Below are 21250 nucleotides of genomic sequence, written 5' to 3' on the forward strand. Positions count from 1 at the left end.
ATGACCTCGAGCGGGGAACGGATCGCCGCATTTATTAGACAACATCGACTGCATTCGGGTTACAACAAACATGCCCGGCGCTTCGAGACCATCAAAATTGCACGGAAGTTGCCTTTAACGTCATTCAGCATGGAGCCGGCAGGCGTTGCTATTTCGAGGCGCCGCGACGTGAGGCGGGCTTTGTCCTGGCCAGGGCGGGAAGGCTGCCCCGCGGAAAGGCGGTGGATTGGCGCACCACGAGCTGCGTGGAAATGTGCCACTCCCGTTGCTGCGCCTGAGGATGATCGGGCTCGATGCCGGCACGCAGAGCCTGCACGGCGGCCGCGGCAAGATGCTTGCACGACATCTGTACCGTGGTGAGCGGCGGCAGCATGAACTGCGCAAGATGAATATCGTCAAATCCCACAACGGAGACATCTTGCGGCACAGCGCTCTTTGAGCGATACAGACCGTGCAGCACGCCAATGGCGGTCATGTCGTTGGAGCACACGATGCCCGTGGGAAGCTCGCCGAGCGCCAGCAGAGATTCGCTGGCCCTGATGCCGCCTTCCATGGTGTGCGTGCCTTCGACCTGGTGTTCAGGCGGGACCTGAAGTCCAAGCTCGGCCATGGCGGCAAGAAAAGCGTCGCGTCGCGCCGTTGCGGAACGCATCCGTAGAGGACCGCTGACGAAAGCAATCCGGCGATGCCCGAGCGCAGCGAGGTGCTGTACGGCCTCGCGAATCCCCTCCCCATAGTTGATCTTGAGAACACGAATATTCGGCAGATCGGGTCCCGCATCGACGAACACTACAGGAAACGCACGCTCGACAAGCCTCTGGATCAGTTCCTCCTCAATGCCGAAGGTCATAATGGCGACACCGTCAACGCTGCGCTGCAGCATGCGGCGGACGAGGGCCTCGGTGCGAGCGGCTTCGTAGTTTGTAGAGCCTATGAAGACCTCGTAGCCTTGCTCGACGGCTAGATTCTCGAACTCCTGCACCAGTTCGGGGAAAAATGGGTTGGTGATCTCAGAGACGACGAGGCCGAGGAGGCGGCTTCGGCCCGAGACGAGCGCGCGGGCCTGGGTATTGGGCACGTAGCCCACTTCCTTGATTGCGCTCCACACGCGCTCTGCCAGCTCAGGCGCGACCGTAGAGATACCATTGACCGCACGGGAAACCGTGGCGATGGAGACACCGGCACGCTTCGCCACATCGCGAATGCTGGCATTGGCTTGACGAAGCCGGTTCGGATTTTTCCTTGGACCGCCCACAGGTAAGCCGATTTTAGAGTATTTTCTGGTGTTACACGAGAGGATTTCCGCAAAAATTTGCGCCTCGAATTGGGCGAGAACATGCTGAATCCAATGAGTCGACTCGGTATGAAGCTACGGTCGGATTGCGCAAGACGCTGAATCAAAATCGGCTCTAGTCAGGAAAACGTTTCCAATCTCAAAATGCCATGGCTGGTTAGGGATGGCTTTGGCCTCCCTCGGCCACCTCAAGAGCGTGGCGCAGCAGCATCAGAATGGAAACAAGGCTCTCTTCAGCACCGCGCTTACTGCCGGGCAGGTTGACGATCAATGTCGAGCCGCGCAAACCGGCAACGCCGCGCGAGAGCCAGGAAAAGGGATTGCTCTCCGCGCCGCGGGACCGTATTGCTTCGCTCAGTCCGGGAGCCAGGCGATCGAGGACGCGGAGCGTGGCTTCGGGGGTGCGATCGCGAGGGCTCATGCCGGTGCCGCCCGCCGTGAGGATCAGCGTCGCTCCGTGTTCACTCCAGTCTTTGAGCTGTGCCGCGATTTTTTCTTCGTCGTCGGGAACGAGCGCGGTTTCAACCTGTGCAGGAGGCCAGTGCTGACGCAGCAACTCCGCAACGGCCGGGCCTGCGGTATCGGTCATCAACCCCTGCGAGCAACGATCGGAAACGGTGAGTACGCAGAAGAGCATTGGGATGATCCTAATTCCCTGCCCCACGTGTACCGCCCAATCTATGCGGGAGCATTTTGATCGTCTGCAGCCAGATTTTGGCTGTATCCGGCCAAGTGGTCACGGGCAGCTCGGTACGGCGCAGCCCGTATCCATGTCCCCCTTCTGCGTAGATGTGCAGCTCGGCGGGAACCTTGGCGGCCTTCAACTGCAGAAAGTAGGCCGTCGCATTCTCGACATGCACGGGGTCATTTTCGGCTTGCACGATGAAAGTGGGTGGCGTCTTGTCAGTGGGGTTGATGTCAGCATTCGGAGCCATGTGCTCGGCGGCGTTCGCCAGGTAACCGGGATAGATGACGAATGCGAAGTCAGGTCGGCAACTAAGCTGATCGGCAGAGTCGATGGGATCGTAGAGGCGTTTGTCGAAATGAGTGCTGAGCGCGGCTGCGAGGTGCGCTCCAGCGGAGAAGCCGAGAACGCCAATGCGATCGGGGTCGATGTGCCACTCGGCGGCGTGCCGGCGAACCATGCTGAGAGAGCGCTGGGCGTCCTGCAAGGCTGCAACGGATTTGGGATAGGGCCCGGTGTTGGGCACGCGATACTTGACCAGGACGCAGGCGACCTTGATGGAGTTGAGCCAATCGCAGACTTCGGTGCCTTCGAGATCGATGGCTAGGATCTGGTAGCCGCCTCCAGGAAAGACGACGACCGCCGGTCGCGTTGCGCCACCCTTTGGCGCATAAAGCGTCAGGGTCGGATTGGAGACGTTGCCCAGGCGAACCAAGGGCTTGCCGGCGATCAGGTTGTCCGTGGGCTTGGTGGTGTCGATTTCAGCCGGCGGGTTTGGGGTCGCGCCGAGTGCACCGTTGGGCCAGAGCGGCAGAGTGATGTGTCCGGGAGCAGGCTGCCACGCGGGTTTTTGTGCGACGGTGCAAGCGGCTGACGTAACAATGGCGGCACAGACAATGAGAGCAGATCGTTTCATACCGAAACTCCTGATGATAAGGCGTCGCAGCGATGATTGCAGGAGGGGGAACGAATCTGCAAATTTTCTACGGTTGAGCGCCGGGAGGAACGAGGAGCATCAACGTTTCCCGCGCGACTTCGATACGCGCCGGCAAAGAGCCCAGCACCTCGCCGTCAGCTTCCACAAATACCTTCGACTTAGAACCATTCGCGGAACGGCATTCGACGGAGTCGGCGTCGAGGAGTTCGATGGTCCGGGAAAAGGTCTGGCGGCCTACGATCGTTGCAAGGAGAAAGCGAAGATATTGCAGCCGGCTGCGCGTCTTGAAAGCAACCAGGCTCAGATCTCTCTTGTGCAGGGTGGCGCCGGGAGCGAACACCCCTAGCGCTCCGCCGAAGGACCGAATGCGTATGGCGAGAAGTTGCGAGACCTGTTCGACACGAGGCTCGCGCTTGCCGTTGATGGAGAAAGATGCGTCGAAGAGCGGAAACGGATGAGACACCCAGATTTTGAAGGCCTCAATCATGTAGAGCGCATATCCCAGGCGCCGCTTCATTCCCGGGTCCATACTCGACATCAGCAGCGCATCTGCACCGATTCCAGCCGCGACCGTAAAGTATCGCCAACCCTGCGCGCCATTGTTTTCCTGAAAGAAGATCCGGCCGACTGGGACCTCGATCGGCTCGGCTTTGAGGAGAGCCCGCACGGCCTTCACGGGGTCTCGGCCAAGTCCGAGGTTCTGCGCCAGTGCATTCGCCGTCCCGAGCGGAATGACACCGAGCGCGACCTTCGTCCCGACAAGCGCCTGAAGCGCTTCATGCACTGTGCCGTCGCCGCCGCAAGCCAGCACTGCTTCGTAGCCCTGCCGCACGGCGGCAAGCGCGAGGGATTTCCCGCTGCCCGGCGCATGTGTTTCGAGTCCTTCGGCTTCAATATCAGCTTTGCGCAGCACCGCGATCACATTCTCGACCTGGGAGGCGCGGCCTGCCGAATGCTGACCTGAAGCGGGGTTGTAAATTAGCGCGACACGGCGCATGGATGCTTTCTAGCCTCGTTTGAGGTCACCTTTATCGATGGTTTCATTCTATAGACGGCGGCTTTCATTCCTCCAGCTTGGATGCGAACCGGAACGGATACGATCCTGGCCCATCAAGGGCTGCGGAGGAGTCCCAGCTTTCGTTGTTTTGGCGATAGATTGAACCGCACATACATGAGGTGCGTAGGTCAGTTAGAATGTTTCGCCGTATATCCGGAAAGGATCCAGGGAACCTGCAAAAACCATGACTCTTCACGTGCGCAATTCTTCAAAGATGCCGCTTTCGAGCCTGTTGTTTGGACTGGTTGTCTTCACGTTGGGCGCAGGCGCGCAGGAAAAGTCTGCCTCCTCGACGGATACGCCGCGCTATAAAGACGCCAGGCTGCCGATCGCCGACCGCGTCGCCGACCTGGTGCCGCGGATGACACTTGAAGAAAAGGTCTATCAACTTACCGGCGGCTGGGAATCGAAGATCGAGGTCATCGATCCCACCGGAACGTTCACCGCGGAAACGGCTCGCCAGACGCTTTCGGCCGAGTGGGGGGCGGAGGTGAAGTTCACTCCGCGCCAAGCTGCGATCCTTCGCAATGGCGTGCAGCGCTACCTGCGCGAGAAGACACGGTTGGGGATTCCGGCAATGTTTCTCGGTGAAGCTCTGCACGGTTACATGGAATACGGCAGCACGAGCTTTCCGCAGGCACTGGGGCTGGCAGCCACTTTCGATCCGGCGCTGGTGAAACGGGTGTTCACGGCTGTTGGTGATGAGGCCGGTTCGCGCGGCGCGGGACAGGTCTTCTCGCCGGTGCTGGACATGGCACACGACCCACGCTGGGGCAGGACGGAAGAAGGCTATGGCGAGGACCCCTACCTGATTTCGCGCATAGGCGTCGCGGCCATTGAGGGCCTGCAGGGCGACACGTATGGGATTGATCGCCATCATGTACTGGCCACCGCAAAGCACTTCGCTGTACATGGCGTGCCCGAGGGCGGAACCAACACCGCGCCGGGCAATATTTCAGAGCGCGTGATTCGCGAGACCTACCTCGTTCCCTTCCAGGCGGCAGTGCAGGAGGCGCATGTGGGTAGCGTGATGGCCTCATATAACGAGATTGATGGCGTGCCCAACCACATCAATCACTGGCTGCTTGATAAGGTATTGCGCCAGGAGTGGGGGTTCGACGGCTATCTGGCTTCGGACGGCGATGGGCTGCAAATGCTCGTGAACACACATCACGTGGCATTCAACCTGGCAGACGCCGCGCGGCAGGGGCTTGCTGCGGGAATCGATTACGACTTATCGGAAGGCACCGTCTACAGCACGCTGGTAGAGCAGGTAAAGCAAGGCCTGGTACCCGAGAGCGAAGTGGACCGTGCGGTCGCGCGCGTGCTGGCAACCAAATTCCGACTTGGACTATTCGACAATCCTTATGTCGAGCCCGATTACGCCGAGAAGGTGAATAACAGCCCCGAGCACAAGAAGCTGGCTGCAGAAGCTGCGCGCAAGGTGATTGTCCTGCTGAAAAATGAAAAGAATCTGCTGCCACTCGACATGACGAAGCTGAAGTCAATCGCCGTCATCGGACCGAATGCCGCCGATGTTCACCTGGGCGGATATAGCCGCGACCCCGGCTACGGAGTGAGCGTGCTTGACGGTATCAAGGCCAAGGTTGGCGATAAGGTGAAGGTGCTGTACGCGGAAGGTTGCAAGATCACCACTGCGCCGCAGGGTTTCCGAGGCTGGTCGGCAAACGACGTGCAGCTCGTCGACCCGAAGACGCAGACCGCTTCGATTCAGGCGGCGGTGGATGCGGCAAAAAAGGCCGATGTTTCGATTCTCGTGGTCGGCGAAAACGAGAGCACCAATCGTGAAGCGTGGGCTGAGAATCACCTGGGCGATCGCGACTCACTCGACTTGCTCGGCGCGCAGAACGACTTGGTGAAGGCCGTGGTGGAAACAGGCAAGCCGGTGGTCGTGCTGCTGCTGAACGGCAGGCCGTTGTCGGTCAACTACATCGCCGAGCATGTTCCGGCAATTCTCGAAGGATTTTACCTTGGCGAAGAGGGCGGCACAGCGGCGGCCGACGTGCTTTTCGGCGATGCGAATCCCGGCGGAAAATTGCCGATCACATTTCCGCATACGGTGGGCGCGCTGCCGGACTATTACAACCACAAGCCCTCAGCGAATCGCGGCTACGAATTCTCGACGCGGCATCCGCTGTTTCCCTTCGGCTTCGGTCTGAGCTATACCACGTTCAAGTTCGACAACTTGAAGGTTGAACCGCAGCAGATTATGCAGGCGGGTACGGCGAAGGTGAGCGTGGACGTTACCAACACCGGCACGCGCGAAGGGGATGAGGTTCCGCAGTTCTACATTCATCAGCGCGTGGCTTCGGTCACGCAACCAGTGATGCAGTTGAAGGGGTTCGAGCGCATCACGCTGAAGCCGGGGGAAAAGCGTACCGTGACCTTCACAGTGACACCGGAGACGCTGTCGATCCTGAACATTGATATGCATCGCGTGGTGGAACCCGGTGTATTCGACATGATGGTGGGACCAAGTTCCGACAAAACCACAACCGTTAAGCTAACCGTCACGGGAACCGCTGGAGAGACTGGAAAACCGGTGGCAATGGCGTCGGTCCCTGCTGGCTCAGAGAACAACATGGTGAGCAATTTCGATGGAGGCAAAGTGGCCGCCACGTATGGCATGTGGATTCCGGCGAGCGACACGATGAATGGGGGAAAATCAAATTCGAAACTCGACGTGATTGAGCCTGGCGCGGCGGGAACGAAGAGCTCCATGCAGGTTAGCGGCGAATTGGTTGCTGGAGGACCGTTCATCTTTGCCGGAGCGCTCTTTTCGCCAGGATCTGCGCCGATGAAGCCCGTGAACCTGTCAAAGAAAAGCAGCATCAGCTTCTGGGCGAAGGGAGACGGCAAGACCTATACGCTGATCGTGCTGACCGAGACGCGCAGCGGCCAGAGTGGCGAAGCGCCGGCAATGACATCCTTTGCGGCAGGTCCGGAGTGGAAGCAATACACGTTTCCGTTTTCAACGTTTGAGACCGATGGAAGCGACATCAGCGGGATTGGATTCATTCGCGTCCAGGAGCCGGGCAAGTTTCAGTTCGTGATCGACGAAGTGGAGATCAAATAGGAGCCACCGCGGATTCGAGTCAAAGCGCGCAGGCTGAAACGGTGTGTAGCAGGACAAAGAATGGCGACGCTATTGTTGGAATCGCATTCTGCGGATTGCAACCTTGGCAGCACGAAAACCGCACATGCCGTGGACTCCGCCACCCGGCGGCGTGGAGGAAGAACACAGGAACAGATTCGGCGCGCTGGTTTCGTAGGTCAGCGCAGAGGGGCGCAGCAGAAACTGCTTCATCGTCATCGCTCCGCCGCTGATGTCACCGCCCAGCAGGTTCGCATTCATGCGCTCGAGCGTCGCCGGATTCGAGACAGTCCGGGCCAGTACGCAGTCGCGAAAGCCGGGCGCAAAACGCTCGACCTGGGCTTCGAGGCGATCCGCTATATCAACCGTCGACCCGTTGGGCACGTGGCAATAGGCCCAGAACGTTTGTTGCCCCTGCGGCGCGCGGCTGGGGTCGAAGAGCGATGGCTGCGCTGTGAGCACAAAAGGCCGTTCCGGATGCTGGCCCTTCAATACCGCGTCCTCCGCCTCTGCAATCTCTTCCAGGGTGCCCCCGAGATGAACGGTGATGGCACGTTTGCACTCGGCCGCACGCCATGGCACCGGCTGCGAAAGAGCGTAGTCAATTTTGAAGACGCCCGGTCCCGGTTTGAAGCGTTCCATCAGGCTGCGGAAACCGTTTGTGAGGCAATCGCCCGCGATGCCGACAAGCTGCCGCGGCGAGGTGTCAAACAGCATTGCGACCGGCGGCGCGTTCAACTTGTGAAATATTTCCGGGCCGACACGGCACGAGGTATAGACCTTGCCGCCGAGAGTCTGCAGATGACCGATGAGCGCGTTGGTGATGCTTTGCGATCCCTGCTGCGGGACGGGCCATCCAACCTTGTGCGCTGCAGCCCCGAGCACGAGCGCAACGGCAGAGCTGAGAGCATCGTCGAGGCTGAGAAAGGAATGTGCCGCCAGCCCGGCGAAAAGAGCCCGCGTACGCGGCTGCGTAAAGCGATGCATCGCAATGCGCCTGGCAGGCTGAAACGCCGATGTGCCGAAGCGCGCCATAAAAAAAGGATGGCGCGGAATGCGAAGCACTGGGCCGAGAGACTCCTCGGCAAACCGGTCCCAGTGATCGACCAAAGGCATCACCAGGCTGCGCCAGGCTTGGGCGTCCGACCCGAATTCCCTGTCCTGATCGGCGAGATCGCGCTCCAGCATCACAGCGGTCCCGTCGTCGAGGGGATGGGCGAGTGGCGCGTCACCATGAATCCAGTTGAGTCCGTATTCGGCAAGAAGAAGTGTGTTGAAGAAGGGCGATCCCGCTCCCATGGGATGCACCGCCGAACCGAAATCGTGCAGGAACCCGGGCAGCGTCAACGGCAGCGTACGGGCTGCGCCGCCTGCCACAGCTTCTGCTTCGAAGACCTCGACGTCAATGCCGGCCTGGGCCAGCACGATCGCGGCCGATAGACCGTTGGGGCCGGATCCGATGACATAGGCACGCCTCATTCCTTCATTCTCCCAGATCAGTTATGCGCGGGAAGTTCATCAGGCCATTGGACCACAGCGGACCGGCCGTCCGGCGCCCGGGTCAGGACGGGAGCGTAGAGTCCTAAGAGTTGTCTTCGCCACCAATTTCCTGTTGTGCGTTTTTCTTCGCGCGTGGTGAACCAGTATTGCCAAAGAACGGCGCGTACGTAGCGAGGTGGCGCCTGGGCAAACGGATTGCTTCGGAAAAGCGCGAGAACATTCTTGTCGTTCTCGAGGAGCCGCTCCTCAGTGAGCGGCACCATGTCATCCTGCCGCCAGTCGCCAAGGGACGCGAACCACAGGTTCCAGTCGAAGCGCGGCTGATACGGCGCGTAGATGCGCGGAGCCTCGTTCAACGCCTGCGGCTTGTTGCGGAATGGATACGGAGTCCAGTTCTCGCCGTCATTTGAACCCTGGAATTCGATCTCATATCGCCCGTTGGTCATCACTGCGAACAGCCCATACTGGTTGGCGATGCGAAGATGCTCGAGCGCCTCGATGGGCAGGGTGGGCAGCGGCAGAGTGCGGACGGGGATTTCGATCATCTCCGCGGTTGTGTCATAGAAGATCCACGTAAGCATCACCGCGGCGATGGCAAGCCGCATCGCACTGAAATGGCCGCTGAGTGTACGCGAAATCCGACCGTGCGTGCTGCGATCGTTCGCTCCTTCAGTTTCATCGTCGGCCGACTCCGGATCGTCCGGCGCTTTCTTCGCACTTGAAGGTTCAAGGCCCTCACCAATTGCACTTCGAAAGCGCGACGGTACGATACGTTGAAGGAATTTGTCATCCAGAAGCAGGAATCCGAGTGACAGAACGAGGTAATTCAGGAACGTGTAGTTCGCCGTCAGAATCACACCAACTTCCCACGGCGTGACGATGAAGAAGCAGATAATGCGCACGCGACGGGGCAAGAACAGCATCCACACAATTCCAAGTTCAAGCACCAGCGTGCCGGCTGCGCTTGCGGCCTGGAACCAGTGTGGAAAATGCTGGACATACCAGCCGATCCAGGTGGGCAGCGGACCGTTCTGGTAGTACTCGTCCATCGCGGTCAGCGTCCGCCACTGGCGATCGCCACTGACCAGCTTGACCATGCCGGATTCGAAGTAAATGCGAAACCACTCCCATTGCAAAAGGAACAAGCTGGCTCGCGAAGGCGGCGTGGCTGTGCCAAGCCCGGGTAAAAGACCTTGAGGCGCAAAAAATAGCGCGATAAATCCAGCCTCGAGCAGCATGCCGTCCGACTGATAATTGGAGAATTCGCTCGCCGCCGTAACAAACGAAAGAAAGCAGACAAAACAAAGCAAGAAGCTAAGCCGCGGCCCCAGATTCACAAACGCAACGATCGATGCTGCAAGGCCGATCCACGTTACAAGCATCAGTGCGTGCGAACTTGAGGAAAGCCAGAACAGCGTGGGCGCGTACCAGAACTTTGTCGAAGGAAATTGCTGGGCCACTGCGGCGAGGTAATCGCGCGCCGGCATAATGCCGTCAGGCCCGATCATTCCCTTGATCTGAAACAGAAGCGAATAGAACGCAGAGAAGTAGATGGCCGCCATTGCGCGCAGAAAGATCCAGCGCGCCACCAGCTTGCCGGTCGCGCCAGCGCGGGAGTCAAATAACCAGTGAAGCCAATAGCTGGGGCTGCGCTCCGCCATATGCAAGCAGCTTATCGAGTTTGCTGGACTGGTGTCATGGGATGGCTCCCGGCGCGGAATGGGGCCGCCCTCTATATCCATATCGCGTCGTCAAAAAGTGGTTCAACACCCCAGACCGGCTCTCGGCAGAAAAGGTCGTTTCGGAATCGCAAGCCACCTCAGCTTTAAACTGATGGCACTGGAACTTGGATCTGCTGCTCGACGCCTGGTTTCCGCCACGGATTTCAAGGGCTCTGATTCCGCCTCATAGACAAACTGAACACAAATCGCTATTGAAGACCAGTGTTGCGTAGCGCCGATCGAATTCCAAACGCAGCTTGATCCCCCTGGATGCTCGCTCCTGCTGAATTGAAATGGATAGAATCCTCGTACAGCTCGCCATGCTGCAACATCAGCGCGTGCTGATCGTCAATTGTAATTCCGGCGGATTTGACCAGTGAAAGAGCTATTGCATTCCGTTCGTCGATCCGGGGATTTGTTGCACCATTAGTCGCGTCCGGACGAACGGGAGTGGTGTTGGCCCAGATCAATTCCCCGTGCTCGTCCACAAGAGCACGTATCGCACGCAGGAACTGCGGGAATGCAGCCTTGTACTGTTCTTCGGTATAGCCCCATCCATGCATCCCATTGTTGAAATGGACGACACTGAACCGCACGCCCTCCATCGCAGCAAACTCCGCAATCTGATGCGGCAGGCGAGGGTCACCCACCGAGGTCGACGAGGCCATGAGATAGACATTCGCAACACCATCAAGGTCTTTTGTCGCCTGCGGAAAGTAGTTGCGCGAGATGGAGTCACCGAGAAGCAGGACATTCGGCAGGTGACGTTCGGGATGCGCTGGCCGCACCTCCCAGGTCCATTCGATCTCTTCCGGGATGGACATGGGCTTCTGGGCCATCAGGGGAAAGGCACCGACCAAAAGAAGCAATTTTGCAAAGATCCCTTTAGATGAGTTGAGAGACATTTACCCGTCCTATCAATCCCTTCTTTTTAAAGTCATCGTGCCGCAGTTGAATTGTCTGCCCTGCTTGAAGATTGAGGGTTGCGAAGCGGCCCGCGTAGCGAACTGAGGCTGGGTTCGCATTTTTTGCGCGGATCGAGGCAGTGAGGAGTCTGCCATTTTCCCAAGCAATGTCGAGAACGAATCCACCACGCGCGCAAAGTCCGTGAACTGAGCCGGTGGGCCATGCCGATGGAAGCGCCGGCAGAAGCTCAATCTCCCCGTTCTGAGATTGCAACAGCATCTCGGCGATTCCGGCGGCGCCGGCGGTGTTTCCGTCAATTGCAAAGATATTCTGTGTTGCACCCGCGATGCCCCCACTTGAAAAAGTAAGCAGATTGTCGTCAGCAGCCTTGGCGAGGAGGCTAACGAGATACTTGTGTGCATCATCGCCCTTCAGCAGTCTCGCGTAGTACGCGACCAGGTTGGCGCGACCCCATTCGCTCTGCTCCCAGTGTGGCGCATTCATTCTTCGCGCGATTGTGACTTCTGCGGCGCGGGCCAGTTCGGGCGTGGTGCGCGGAGAGATTTGATTTTCCGGATAAAGCGAAACCAGGTGTGAGGTGTGGCGATGATTCGGTTCGCCATCCTCAAAGTCTTCCAACCACTCCTGCAACTGTCCATGCCGGCCAATCTGAAAGGGTGGCAACTTTGCGCGAGCACTCTCAAGCTGCTGGCGAAATTCGACATCGAGTGCCAACGTCTTCGAAGCTTCGATGCACATCGTATACAGCGCATGCACAAAGACGCGATCGCAGGTGGGACCCATTGACTCCGATGCGCGACCGCCTGAAGGGGTGATGTACCAGTTCTCGGGAGAATCGGATGGACCGGTGACGAGCCATCCGTGTGTCGCCTCCGGCACCATATAGGATAGGAAGAACTCAGCGGCTTCGCGCAGCACGGGATAGGCCTTCGTCCGCAGGAATTCGCGATCGCCGTTGAACGTCCAGTGATCCCACATCTGCAGAGCAATCCAGATGCCAGCAGTCACAAAGATGCCCCAGCCAGGGCTTCCCGGAGCGGTGAATCCCCACGGGTTCGTCACGGTATGGGTGACCCACCCCGAAGCGCCATACATTTCCTTCGCTGTCGCACGGCCTTTTTCTCGCATGAGCTCGATCAAACGAAAAAGCGGAATCTGACACTCCCCAAGGTTGCACACTTCGGCAGGCCAGTAGTTCTGCTGGGTATTGATGTCGAGGTGAAAGTCGTCGGTCCATCCCATACTGCTGGCCAGGCCATCATTCCAAATGCCCTGCAACGCAAGCGGGAGGGGCGAGTCGGCGCGGGAGCCTGCGATCGTGAGATATCGGCCGTACTGAAAAAAGAGCGCCAGCAATTCGGGATCGTCCGCTCCTTCGCCCAATGCCCGGCGCCTGCTATCGGTGGGTTGCTGCCGTGCTGCCGGGCTGCTCTCCCCGAGATCAATGGAAGTGCGCAAATAGAGCGGTTGATAATCCGCGACATGAGAGCAGCGCAGTTCCGCGAAGTCTTTGCGTGCGACAGTCTTCAATGTCTGTTGGGATCGTAGACCAGGATCGGCTCCTCCGTAATTTGTTGCGACTGCGACCAGCACAGTTGCCGTATTCGCTGCGCGCACTTCGATGGCACCATTCGAGGCCGTCACGGATCCGCCTTCGGTAACAACCTGCGCGCGAATCTGCAGGGCCACACCGTCATTCCCTGTGCTATGCAATTGCTCCCATGCATTTGCATTTGCAATAAGTGTGTCGTTTGCGCTGGTTTCAACCGTCGAAGGCAGAATACCTTTGCTGAAATCCATGCGAAATGCGATCCGCCCCGATTCATTGCACGAGAGACGAATTGCAAGGACTTGATCGACATGCGACGCCAGGATTTCCCGTGTGAAACGCGCTCCGCCGCTGGTGAAGTCTATGCGGGCAATGGCTTCATTCAGGCTGAGCGATCGTCGATAATTGGTCGCGCTACCCGGGGCTTCGAACTTGAGCTGTAACTCTGGAAGTGGAAGGTTCGTTCCAAAGTTCTTCGCACGCCCCGGGAGATATTTGCCACAGAGAGCCTGCGCCTCGTCGTATTTGCCGGAGAAGAATACCTGACGAATTTCGTTGAGGTGAGGAAGAGCATTCGGATTCAATTCGCCCGTCGCGGGGGCTCCAGACCAGGCTGTAGACTCGGAAAGCGCGATCCGCTCTGTTTGGATGCCCCCAAATATCATTCCACCGAGACGACCATTCCCGACGGGAAGTGCCTCGAGCCATCGTTCGGCGGGCTTGCTGTACCACAGTTCCTCGCGCAGGGTGCGAGAGTGTCGTTGTGAGAACCCAAGTCGCGAAAGGGCTCCAGTAGCCACCGCGCCTCGGATGAAATTACGTCTGCTTGCACGCACGGGATCTCCTACTTCAAGTAACAACGTTTTGATCTCTGTCCGGTTTTCAGGAAACCCAACGAAGAATCTGCTCCAGCGTGCAGACCTGTGTTGATTCGGCCACTTTGGCCATTGTTCTGGAAAAACTTCGGCCCATAGATTTGGCCGCCATTTGAGCTGTCGGAACTTTTCCGTTGTTGTTTGGGATTGTTAAGCGTCGGGTGGTTCAAGAGAGCCCGTACTAAAAATGGACAATCGAATAATTCCCTTCGTCGGCAGTGGATCGTCTTCGGAATCGGTAACGTACACATTAAATATTGCATGGAGGAGTAGAACTGCAAATCCAAATTTGCAGATTTTACTTGGAATCTAAAAATGTGCGAACGATGACGATTCGGTCTCTTCTCGTGAAGGAGGGGCCTCTGGATAGTTTTCACTGGCCTTTATCGCTCCCGCGGGCAGTTTTGCGGGGCAGGATCCGGCCCCCGCGTGGTCATTTCCTTGAACCCGGTTGATATCGCAATGCGGCGCCCTTCCATCTCAGCTACAGTGAGTCGGCGGCCCGGATTGCATCTCCGCGGCGGGCCGGTATTCCCATCCCCTTTCAATCAATCGCACAACAGAGACCGCACGACGTTAGGGAATGGTGCGATATTTGTTTCTTGACAACTCTCAATCGATGAGATTACCGTTTTTCCGGTAACGTACACGTTCCCCTGTTTCGACCTACGTGAACGCAAGCGATATGAAGCTTAATTGAGACGGCTCGGCGCGTCCCCGCGTCCAATGCCTGGAGACACAAAACAATGGCGAGAATACATTTGAGGCCGGCTACTTCGACGCGAACAATTTCAACCTTCCTGGCGACTGGCTTGGCACTGCTGATGCTGCTGCTCGCCGCATCCTGCTCTGCGCAAACCGACCAGGGATCCATCACGGGTATCGTGCAGGACTCCTCCGGCGCTTTGATTCCCAACGCACAGGTCACCGTCACCAACAACGACACCGGCCTCACTCTCAAGACGACCTCAAACGGCAGCGGCGTGTTTGTCTTTTCCCCATTGAAGATCGGAAACTATACCGTTTCCGCTTCCTCGACGGGATTCCAGACAGTGACCCGCGAAAACCTGCATCTCGACATTCAGCAGCGCCTCAACGTGGGTTTCATGCTGCCCGCCGGCTCCGTCAGCCAGACGGTAAGAGTCACCTCCGAGGCGCCTGTCCTCCAAACCCAGGATGCCGCCGTTGGCCAGGTGATCAGCACGAAAGAGATCAACGATACGCCTCTCAATGGACGCAACTGGGTCTACATTGCCCAGTTGACTAACGGCGTCGCGCCACCGTTCGGGAACACGCGCGGCTCGGGGACGGGCGACTTTGTGGCCAACGGCCAGCGCGCCGAGCAGAATAATTTCATCCTCGACGGCGTCGACAACAACACCAATCTTGTGGATTTTCTCAACGGCTCCAGCTACATCATGCGGCCCCCGCCCGATGCTCTCTCCGAGTTCAGCCTCCAGACGAGCAACTTCAGCGCCGAGTTCGGACACTCGGCTGGAGCCGTCCTGCAGGCCAACATCAAGTCAGGGACCAACCAGATCCACGGCGATGCCTGGGAATACGTGCGCAATACCAATCTTGATGCAATCAACTGGAATGCCGGCCCGGATGCACAGGTACCTCCCTACCATCAGAACCAGTTCGGCGCCACGCTCGGCTTCCCCATCTGGAAGAACAAACTCTTCTACTTCGGCGACATGGAAGTCAATCGCATCTCAATCAGCAACCCCACATTGATCAACGTTCCATCGGCATTGGAACGGCAGGGCGATTTCTCTGAGCTTCTGAACGGCAACCTCACTGGCGTGGGAGCGCCTACTCAGCTCTACCAGCCGAACACAGCCGACCCCACACAGCCCCTGGTCTGCAACGGGCAGCAGAATGTCTTCTGCCCCAACCAGATCAACGCCGTCGCGCAGAACATCCTCAACTTGTATCCCGCTCCAAACGCGAACGGAGGCAAACTCTACAACAACTACCTGGTCAACCTCGGCAGTACCGATAACACCGTCCAGTGGGATCAGCGCCTCGACTGGAACATAAGCCAGAAGGACCAGAGCTACGCGCGCTACAGTTACCTGCATGAGATCAAGACGAATGGCCTGCCCCTCGGCCCGACCCTCGACGGCAGCGGTTATGGCGGTCAGTATGACACCAACCTAGCCATGAACTTCATGGGAAGCGAGACTCACGTCTTCACTCCGACGCTCACCAACGAGCTTCGATTCGGCTACAACTGGGGCGTCTTCAACTTCCAGCAGCCCAATGCCTTCAATCCCGCGCTCAATTCTTCCCTGGGGCTTGGGCCGCAACCGTCCAACCTGAAGCCGGGGCAGTTCGGTCTCCCTTCGGGCTATGTCAACGGCACCATCCAGCAGTGGGGCTCCACCGGCATCAGCCGTGAATCGCAGAACGTCTATCAGATCCTCGACAACTTGACGAAGATCTGGGGAAACCATTCGTTCAAGTTTGGCGCATCCTTCCAGGCCATCCGCTTCTATTACATCTACGCGCCTGCGGACCTCGGGCAGTATCACTGGGACGGGCAGTTCACAGGCCTGGTCGGCGTCTCCAACACCGGCTCCGCCGTTGCCGACATGCTGGTGGATCAGGAAAACTACGCGGCCATCTCCGTCTCACCGAATGTCAACGACGCGCAGTGGTACGACGCGGGGTACGTGCAGGATGACTGGCGGCTGAACCGGAAGCTGACCCTGAACCTGGGCGTGCGCTACGACTACTTCCAGCCCTACAAGGAAAACAGCGGACAGCAGTCGAACTTCGTTGTCAATGGCCCGCTGACGATCGGCGCGGGCTCGGGCGTTCTTCAGTTTCCCAAGAGCCAGCGCAACATCAGTCTCGGCGCACCCTTCTTGAACTTGCTCGCGAAGGACAACGTCACCGTAGAGTTTGTCGACAACGATCGCCTGGTGACCTCACAGAAAGCCGATTTCGCTCCCCGCATTGGCTTCGCCTATTCTCCCTACAAAGATACGGTTGTTCGTGCCGGTTTCGGAATCTTCTATGGTGGCTTGCAGTCGGAAGGCAATGGCAACCTGGGCGCGAACTTCCCGTATTCGAACCAGGCGAGTTTCTTTGCACCCACATGCGTACAGGGCAATTGCCCCTCAGTTGCCGCGCAAGGCGTTACATTGCAGGCCGGTCTGCTGCCTGCCACCGACAACGGACAGTTGCAGACCTTTGTCTCTCAGCCTGGTTTTCACTCCATCGATCCCAACATCAAGCCGCCGTATACCATGACGTTCAGCCTCGGGCTGCAGCAGCAGATCACGCCCAACCTGGCCTTCACCATGACCTATGTGGGAAATCTGTCGCGTCACCTCGAACTCTACGGAGCTCCGAACACGGCGCCTGGTCTGTGGAGACCGGGAACGAACACGAATCCGTTTAATCCGTTCCCCGACTTGGGCGGAATTGGAGAGATTCATTTCGCCGGCGTGAGCACTTACAATTCGCTCCAGACCAAGCTGGAGAAGCGCTATTCGCATGGCCTCAGTTTTCTCACCACTTACACCTGGTCGCATGCTCTGGATGATGCCAGCGATGCAGGCGGTCTGTTCACTGCCATCGGCAATCGTCAGCCCGCGCTGATTCCTTACATCGATGAACTGACCAACTCGGTCTTCGACGTTCGCAATCGGTTCACGATCAATGGAAACTATGAGCTGCCTTTCGGTCGGGGACGCGCCTTTCTCAGCAGTTCGCCTCGCTGGCTCGATGAGATTGCCGGCGGCTGGTCGTCGAGTCTGACCTACGCGGCGCAAACCGGCACCCCGTTCACCGTCAGTCCCAACATCAGCACTGCCTCGGGAGGAGGTGCCCGCGCCTTCCCAGTGCATGACCCGTATGGTTCGGGCGGCACGCCTGATCCGAGCAATCCAAGCCTCTCGACCTGCCCCACGCAGGTCAAGACCAAGTTGAATTACATCAATCCCTGCGCGTTCCGCAATCCTCTGCCCGGCGAGATGATCTCGGATGCAACCCATCCCGTCGGATCGGTGAATCCAGACGGAGTTCCGGTCACGTTCCAGGCGCCAGTGACCGATAAGGCAACGGCGATTGCGCTACTCGGCAGCCCACAGAACAATGTCTACGGTCCCGGCTACTACCAGGTCAACATGTCGCTGTTCAAAAGCTTTCCTATCTGGCACGAACAGAATCTGCAGTTCCGCGCCGATGGTTTCAACGTCTTCAACCACCCAACCCTGGGCACGCCGAACGGCTCAATGAATGCAACTGGCGGTCTCATCTCCGGGACCAAGTTCTTCCAGAACAACACACCCGATGCGCGTTTCTTCCAACTCGCATTGAAATACGTCTTCTAACCGTGAAACAACACCGCGCGAAACGGCTTCTCAGTGGGAGAAGCCGTTTCCGTCTGTCTTCGCCGATGCACAAAGCGGCGCCTATCATGGATATCCGGAGAACAGCATGTTGCCTTGGAAGTCTTCCGTATTGAGCCTTGTTTCCGCGCTTGGATTCTGCTGCTGCCTGGTCGCCGACGCCCAGCCGGGTCCGCTTGAGTTGAGTTCTCCCGATCAACGGATCACACTACATTTTTCAGTGCACCTTACCTCCGGACAGCCTGCCGGCCAAGACGGCCAACTCGTTTATTCGATTTCATTCCATGGCAAACAGGTATTCGAAGACTCCGCTCTGCGGCTGGAGCTCCTCAATCAACCTCCGCTCGGCGCGGCAGTTCACATCGCCGGCAGCGTCGCCGCCTCCGGTATCGATGATTACAAGCTCCTCGCCGGCAAAGCTTCCACCGTGTATGACGCCTACAACAGCCTCACCATCCAGGCGACTGAAGGCGCCGCCCCCGGCCGCAGGTTCGACATCGAGGCGAGGGCCTACAACAGCGGCGTGGCGTTCCGTTATCGCGTCCCTCAGCAAGCTGCGCTCTCGCGCTATCAGCTTTCGCAGGAAGACACTCAATTTCGTCCCGTGATGGACGCCTCGGCCTGGGCATTGCGCCTGCCCAACTACCAGAGCGGGTATGAGAGCGAATACGTGCCCCAGGTGTTGAGCGCACTCAGCAACCAGGGCGGCGTAGCCAGCCACATCCTCAATGGCGCGCCCATGCTGATGCACATGCCGGGGCTGGCCTGGGCTGCCGTGGGTGAAGCGAATCTCGAAGGCAATGCCGCCATGTATCTCGAGAATCCCACCGGCAACTGGACCGGGCACTACATCGTCAGCAGGATTTCTCCGCCGGTCGAGGGCAACGGACCCGCGGTGGATGCAAGCCTTCCGCACGACAGCGCATGGCGCGTGATCCTGCTGGGTGACAATCCCGGTGAACTCATCGAGTCTAATCTCATCACCGACCTCAATCCTCCAAATCGCCTCACCGACACGAGCTGGATTCATCCGGGCAAGGCTTCCTGGAACTGGTGGGACGGCGACCTCGGCCCTGACGGCCAGTCCGCATACACCACCAAAAACATGGAATACTACGTCGACTTTGCTGCCGAGTCCGGCTTTCCCTACATGATGCTCGACGCGGGATGGTCGGGCAACGACATCACGAAAATGCGCGGAAATGTCGACGTTCCGGAGTTGGTGCAATACGCGGCCAAAAAAAATGTCAAGATCTGGATCTGGCTCTACTCGAAGGCGGTCGCGAAGCAGATGCACGAGGCCTTCTCTCTCTATGAGATGTGGGGCGTTGCGGGCGTGAAGATCGACTTCGTTCTTCGCAACGATCAGCAGGGGATCCAGTGGTACTACGACGTGGCTCGGCTCGCGGCCGAACACCATCTCCTGGTCGACTTCCATGGCGCCACACAGCCTTGGGGAATCCAGCGCACTTACCCCAACGTTCTCGATTACGAAGCAGTACTCGGGCTCGAAAACAACAAGGCCGGGCGCCGCGACGGCCCAATCAACCGCACCACTTTCCCATTCACCCGCATGCTCAGCGGACCCATGGACTACACCCCCGGAGGTTTCGATAATGTGACCCCGGAAGACTTCGTCGCGCGCGACAAGAATCCCATGGTGATGGGCACCCGCGCTCAGCAACTTGCGCTCTATGTCGTATTTGAAGAGCCGCTGGCCATGGTCTCGGACGTGCCGTCGGCCTATGCCAACCAGCCTAGCTTCCAGTTCATTCGGGATGTTCCGACGGCATGGGATGCGACCCGTGTGCTCAACGGCGAGCCGGGCGAATTCGTCACTATCGCGCGCCGCCATGGAGCTGAATGGTATCTCGGCAGCCTTACGAATTGGAGCGCACGTGAGCTGCACGTCCCGCTCGGATTTCTTGGCACGGGCACGTACACGGCCGAGATCTACGAGGATGCCCCCGATGCAACGCAGAATCCAAAGCACGTCACCATTCGCCGGCGGACCGTGCGGAGCAGCGAAGTGCTCACGCTAACGCTTGCCAGTGGCGGCGGATGTGCCATTCGCTTTCTGCCCGCTCGCTAGCGTATATCTAAGCCGGCGGCCGGGTTGGCGAGCCGGCTGGCAAAGAGCGGCAGATTGCTGCGCAGAATAATATGCGGTGCAAAACGGTGCGTCTTCACTGGCTTGTCTTTGTCCATCAAGTGGCCGATGAGCGTTTCGAAAGCTGTCTTGCCTTGCGCCTCCGGCCGCTGATAAAGGGTAGCCAGCACCTTGCCGGACTCCAGCAGCGGAATCAGCTCGGGATAGAGATCGGTGGTAATCACCTGGACCCGACCGAGCAGCTTTAGCTCTTCAAGCGCGCGCAACACGGGAAGGCTGTTGGCAGTGCTGATGTAGACTGCGTCCGGTCGCGTCTTTGCCTTCAGCAGCGCCATGCTCTGGCGATAGGCGTCTTCCGGGCTCTCATGCGATTCGACAACCGGCAGAAGAGTCAGATGCGGAGCCAGCATCGCCAGGCCCGCCGCGAACCCCCGAAGCTTCTCCGCGTGATCGAAGGTCGCGAGTTCGCCGGTGATGGTGGCGACACGCGACGGAGTCTGCAGCTTGTGGGAAAGCAGCTCGGCCGCAAGCGCTCCGCTGGTATACGCATCGACCGTCACGGCGGCAATGCGCCCGCTATCCGGTGCATCGCTGGCGACGCAGAGCATGGGAGTACCCTGCGCGACGATCCGCCGGAATACCGCGGCCAGCTCGCGCGGACGGCCGGGTGTAAAGAGGATCCCGTCATATTTCTTCGTCGCCGCGCTCTCCAGGGCGGCAAGATCGCCTGAGCCCAGGCGCGGATATTCGATGAAATCGAGCGTGAATTGCAGCCCCGCCACCTCGTCGGCGGCCGCCTGGATCCCTTGGCGCAGCGGATCGAAGAAGGCGGCAATCTCGCGCGGAAGCACTGCCGCAATGCGGAGGCTGCGATTCAGCTTGAGAGATCTGGCAGCGATATTCGGCTTGTATCCTAATTGCTCTGCCATGCGCAGCACGCGTGCCTTGGTACGCGCGCTCACGCCGCTGCGTCCATGAAGTGCGCGATCCACCGTGCCGATCGATGTTCCAAGGGCATTAGCGATCTCGCGGATGCCAGCTGCCTTACCGCTTTTCTTCGTCGATTTCATCGTGGGCTTCGCTCAACAGTTTCGCATATCGCATCGGCGCACACGA

At 58.6% G+C, this 21250-nt stretch carries 12 protein-coding genes; 3 read left to right on the top strand and 9 right to left on the bottom strand.

What is annotated here, in order from left to right; genetic code table 11:
- Window positions 1–148: 148 nt before the first annotated feature.
- From VK574_RS06675 to VK574_RS06690, 4 genes are all read right to left on the bottom strand, one after another.
- Window positions 149–1195 (bottom strand): LacI family DNA-binding transcriptional regulator, encoded by a 1047-nt coding sequence (locus VK574_RS06675; protein ID WP_472799050.1) that lies wholly within the window; start codon window positions 1193–1195, stop codon window positions 149–151.
- 256 nt (window positions 1196–1451) lie between these two features.
- A complete protein-coding gene (locus tag VK574_RS06680; RefSeq protein WP_472799051.1) occupies window positions 1452–1931 on the bottom strand; it encodes a MogA/MoaB family molybdenum cofactor biosynthesis protein in 480 nt (159 codons plus the stop codon).
- A gap of 10 nt (window positions 1932–1941) precedes the next feature.
- Window positions 1942–2895: an alpha/beta hydrolase gene (locus tag VK574_RS06685; protein WP_472799052.1), complete on the bottom strand. Its 954-nt coding sequence runs from the start codon at window positions 2893–2895 to the stop codon at window positions 1942–1944.
- A gap of 67 nt (window positions 2896–2962) precedes the next feature.
- Complete coding sequence (locus tag VK574_RS06690; protein ID WP_472799053.1) at window positions 2963–3913, bottom strand: diacylglycerol/lipid kinase family protein; 951 nt, start codon at window positions 3911–3913, stop codon at window positions 2963–2965.
- A gap of 244 nt (window positions 3914–4157) precedes the next feature.
- On the opposite strand from VK574_RS06690, the gene VK574_RS06695 reads away from it, so the two are divergent.
- Entirely contained in the window at window positions 4158–7070 is a 2913-nt protein-coding gene (locus tag VK574_RS06695) for a CIA30 family protein (protein WP_472799054.1), read from the top strand.
- A 69-nt stretch (window positions 7071–7139) separates the two neighbouring features.
- Here VK574_RS06695 and VK574_RS06700 read toward each other — a convergent pair whose 3' ends face one another.
- The 4 genes from VK574_RS06700 to VK574_RS06715 form a co-directional block, all read right to left on the bottom strand.
- Window positions 7140–8567: a phytoene desaturase family protein gene (locus VK574_RS06700; protein ID WP_472799055.1), complete on the bottom strand. Its 1428-nt coding sequence runs from the start codon at window positions 8565–8567 to the stop codon at window positions 7140–7142.
- A 17-nt stretch (window positions 8568–8584) separates the two neighbouring features.
- Complete coding sequence (locus tag VK574_RS06705; RefSeq protein ID WP_472799056.1) at window positions 8585–10249, bottom strand: lipase maturation factor family protein; 1665 nt, start codon at window positions 10247–10249, stop codon at window positions 8585–8587.
- A gap of 269 nt (window positions 10250–10518) precedes the next feature.
- Entirely contained in the window at window positions 10519–11178 is a 660-nt protein-coding gene (locus VK574_RS06710) for an SGNH/GDSL hydrolase family protein (protein ID WP_472799057.1), read from the bottom strand.
- A gap of 16 nt (window positions 11179–11194) precedes the next feature.
- On the bottom strand, window positions 11195–13621 hold the full coding sequence (locus VK574_RS06715) for a glycoside hydrolase family 95 protein (protein ID WP_472799058.1): 2427 nt from the start codon (window positions 13619–13621) through the stop codon (window positions 11195–11197).
- Between the two features lie 785 nt (window positions 13622–14406).
- Here VK574_RS06715 and VK574_RS06720 point away from each other — a divergent pair.
- Window positions 14407–18006 carry a TonB-dependent receptor gene (locus VK574_RS06720; protein ID WP_472799059.1) on the top strand — a complete coding sequence of 1200 codons (3600 nt, stop codon included), beginning with the start codon at window positions 14407–14409 and terminating at the stop codon, window positions 18004–18006.
- A 106-nt stretch (window positions 18007–18112) separates the two neighbouring features.
- A complete protein-coding gene (locus VK574_RS06725; protein WP_472799060.1) occupies window positions 18113–20116 on the top strand; it encodes a glycoside hydrolase family 97 protein in 2004 nt (667 codons plus the stop codon).
- Here the strand turns inward: VK574_RS06725 and VK574_RS06730 are convergent.
- A complete protein-coding gene (locus VK574_RS06730) occupies window positions 20113–21204 on the bottom strand; it encodes a LacI family DNA-binding transcriptional regulator (protein ID WP_472799061.1) in 1092 nt (363 codons plus the stop codon). The two genes, VK574_RS06725 and VK574_RS06730, sit on opposite strands and share 4 nt — an antisense overlap.
- Window positions 21205–21250 lie beyond the last annotated feature (46 nt).

Source organism: Occallatibacter sp. (assembly GCF_035317045.1).
Classification (GTDB): domain Bacteria; phylum Acidobacteriota; class Terriglobia; order Terriglobales; family Acidobacteriaceae; genus Telmatobacter.

Excerpts from the sequence above, each read along its gene's own strand:
- VK574_RS06695 (WP_472799054.1), top strand. The coding sequence starts at position 4,158 with ATGACTCTTCACGTGCGCAATTCTTCAAAGATGCCGCTTTCGAGCCTG.
- VK574_RS06680 (WP_472799051.1), bottom strand. The coding sequence starts at position 1,931 with ATGCTCTTCTGCGTACTCACCGTTTCCGATCGTTGCTCGCAGGGGTTG.
- VK574_RS06705 (WP_472799056.1), bottom strand. The coding sequence starts at position 10,249 with ATGGCGGAGCGCAGCCCCAGCTATTGGCTTCACTGGTTATTTGACTCC.
- VK574_RS06690 (WP_472799053.1), bottom strand. The coding sequence starts at position 3,913 with ATGCGCCGTGTCGCGCTAATTTACAACCCCGCTTCAGGTCAGCATTCG.
- VK574_RS06685 (WP_472799052.1), bottom strand. The coding sequence starts at position 2,895 with ATGAAACGATCTGCTCTCATTGTCTGTGCCGCCATTGTTACGTCAGCC.
- VK574_RS06725 (WP_472799060.1), top strand. The coding sequence starts at position 18,113 with ATGTTGCCTTGGAAGTCTTCCGTATTGAGCCTTGTTTCCGCGCTTGGA.
- VK574_RS06720 (WP_472799059.1), top strand. The coding sequence starts at position 14,407 with ATGGCGAGAATACATTTGAGGCCGGCTACTTCGACGCGAACAATTTCA.
- VK574_RS06700 (WP_472799055.1), bottom strand. The coding sequence starts at position 8,567 with ATGAGGCGTGCCTATGTCATCGGATCCGGCCCCAACGGTCTATCGGCC.
- VK574_RS06730 (WP_472799061.1), bottom strand. The coding sequence starts at position 21,204 with ATGAAATCGACGAAGAAAAGCGGTAAGGCAGCTGGCATCCGCGAGATC.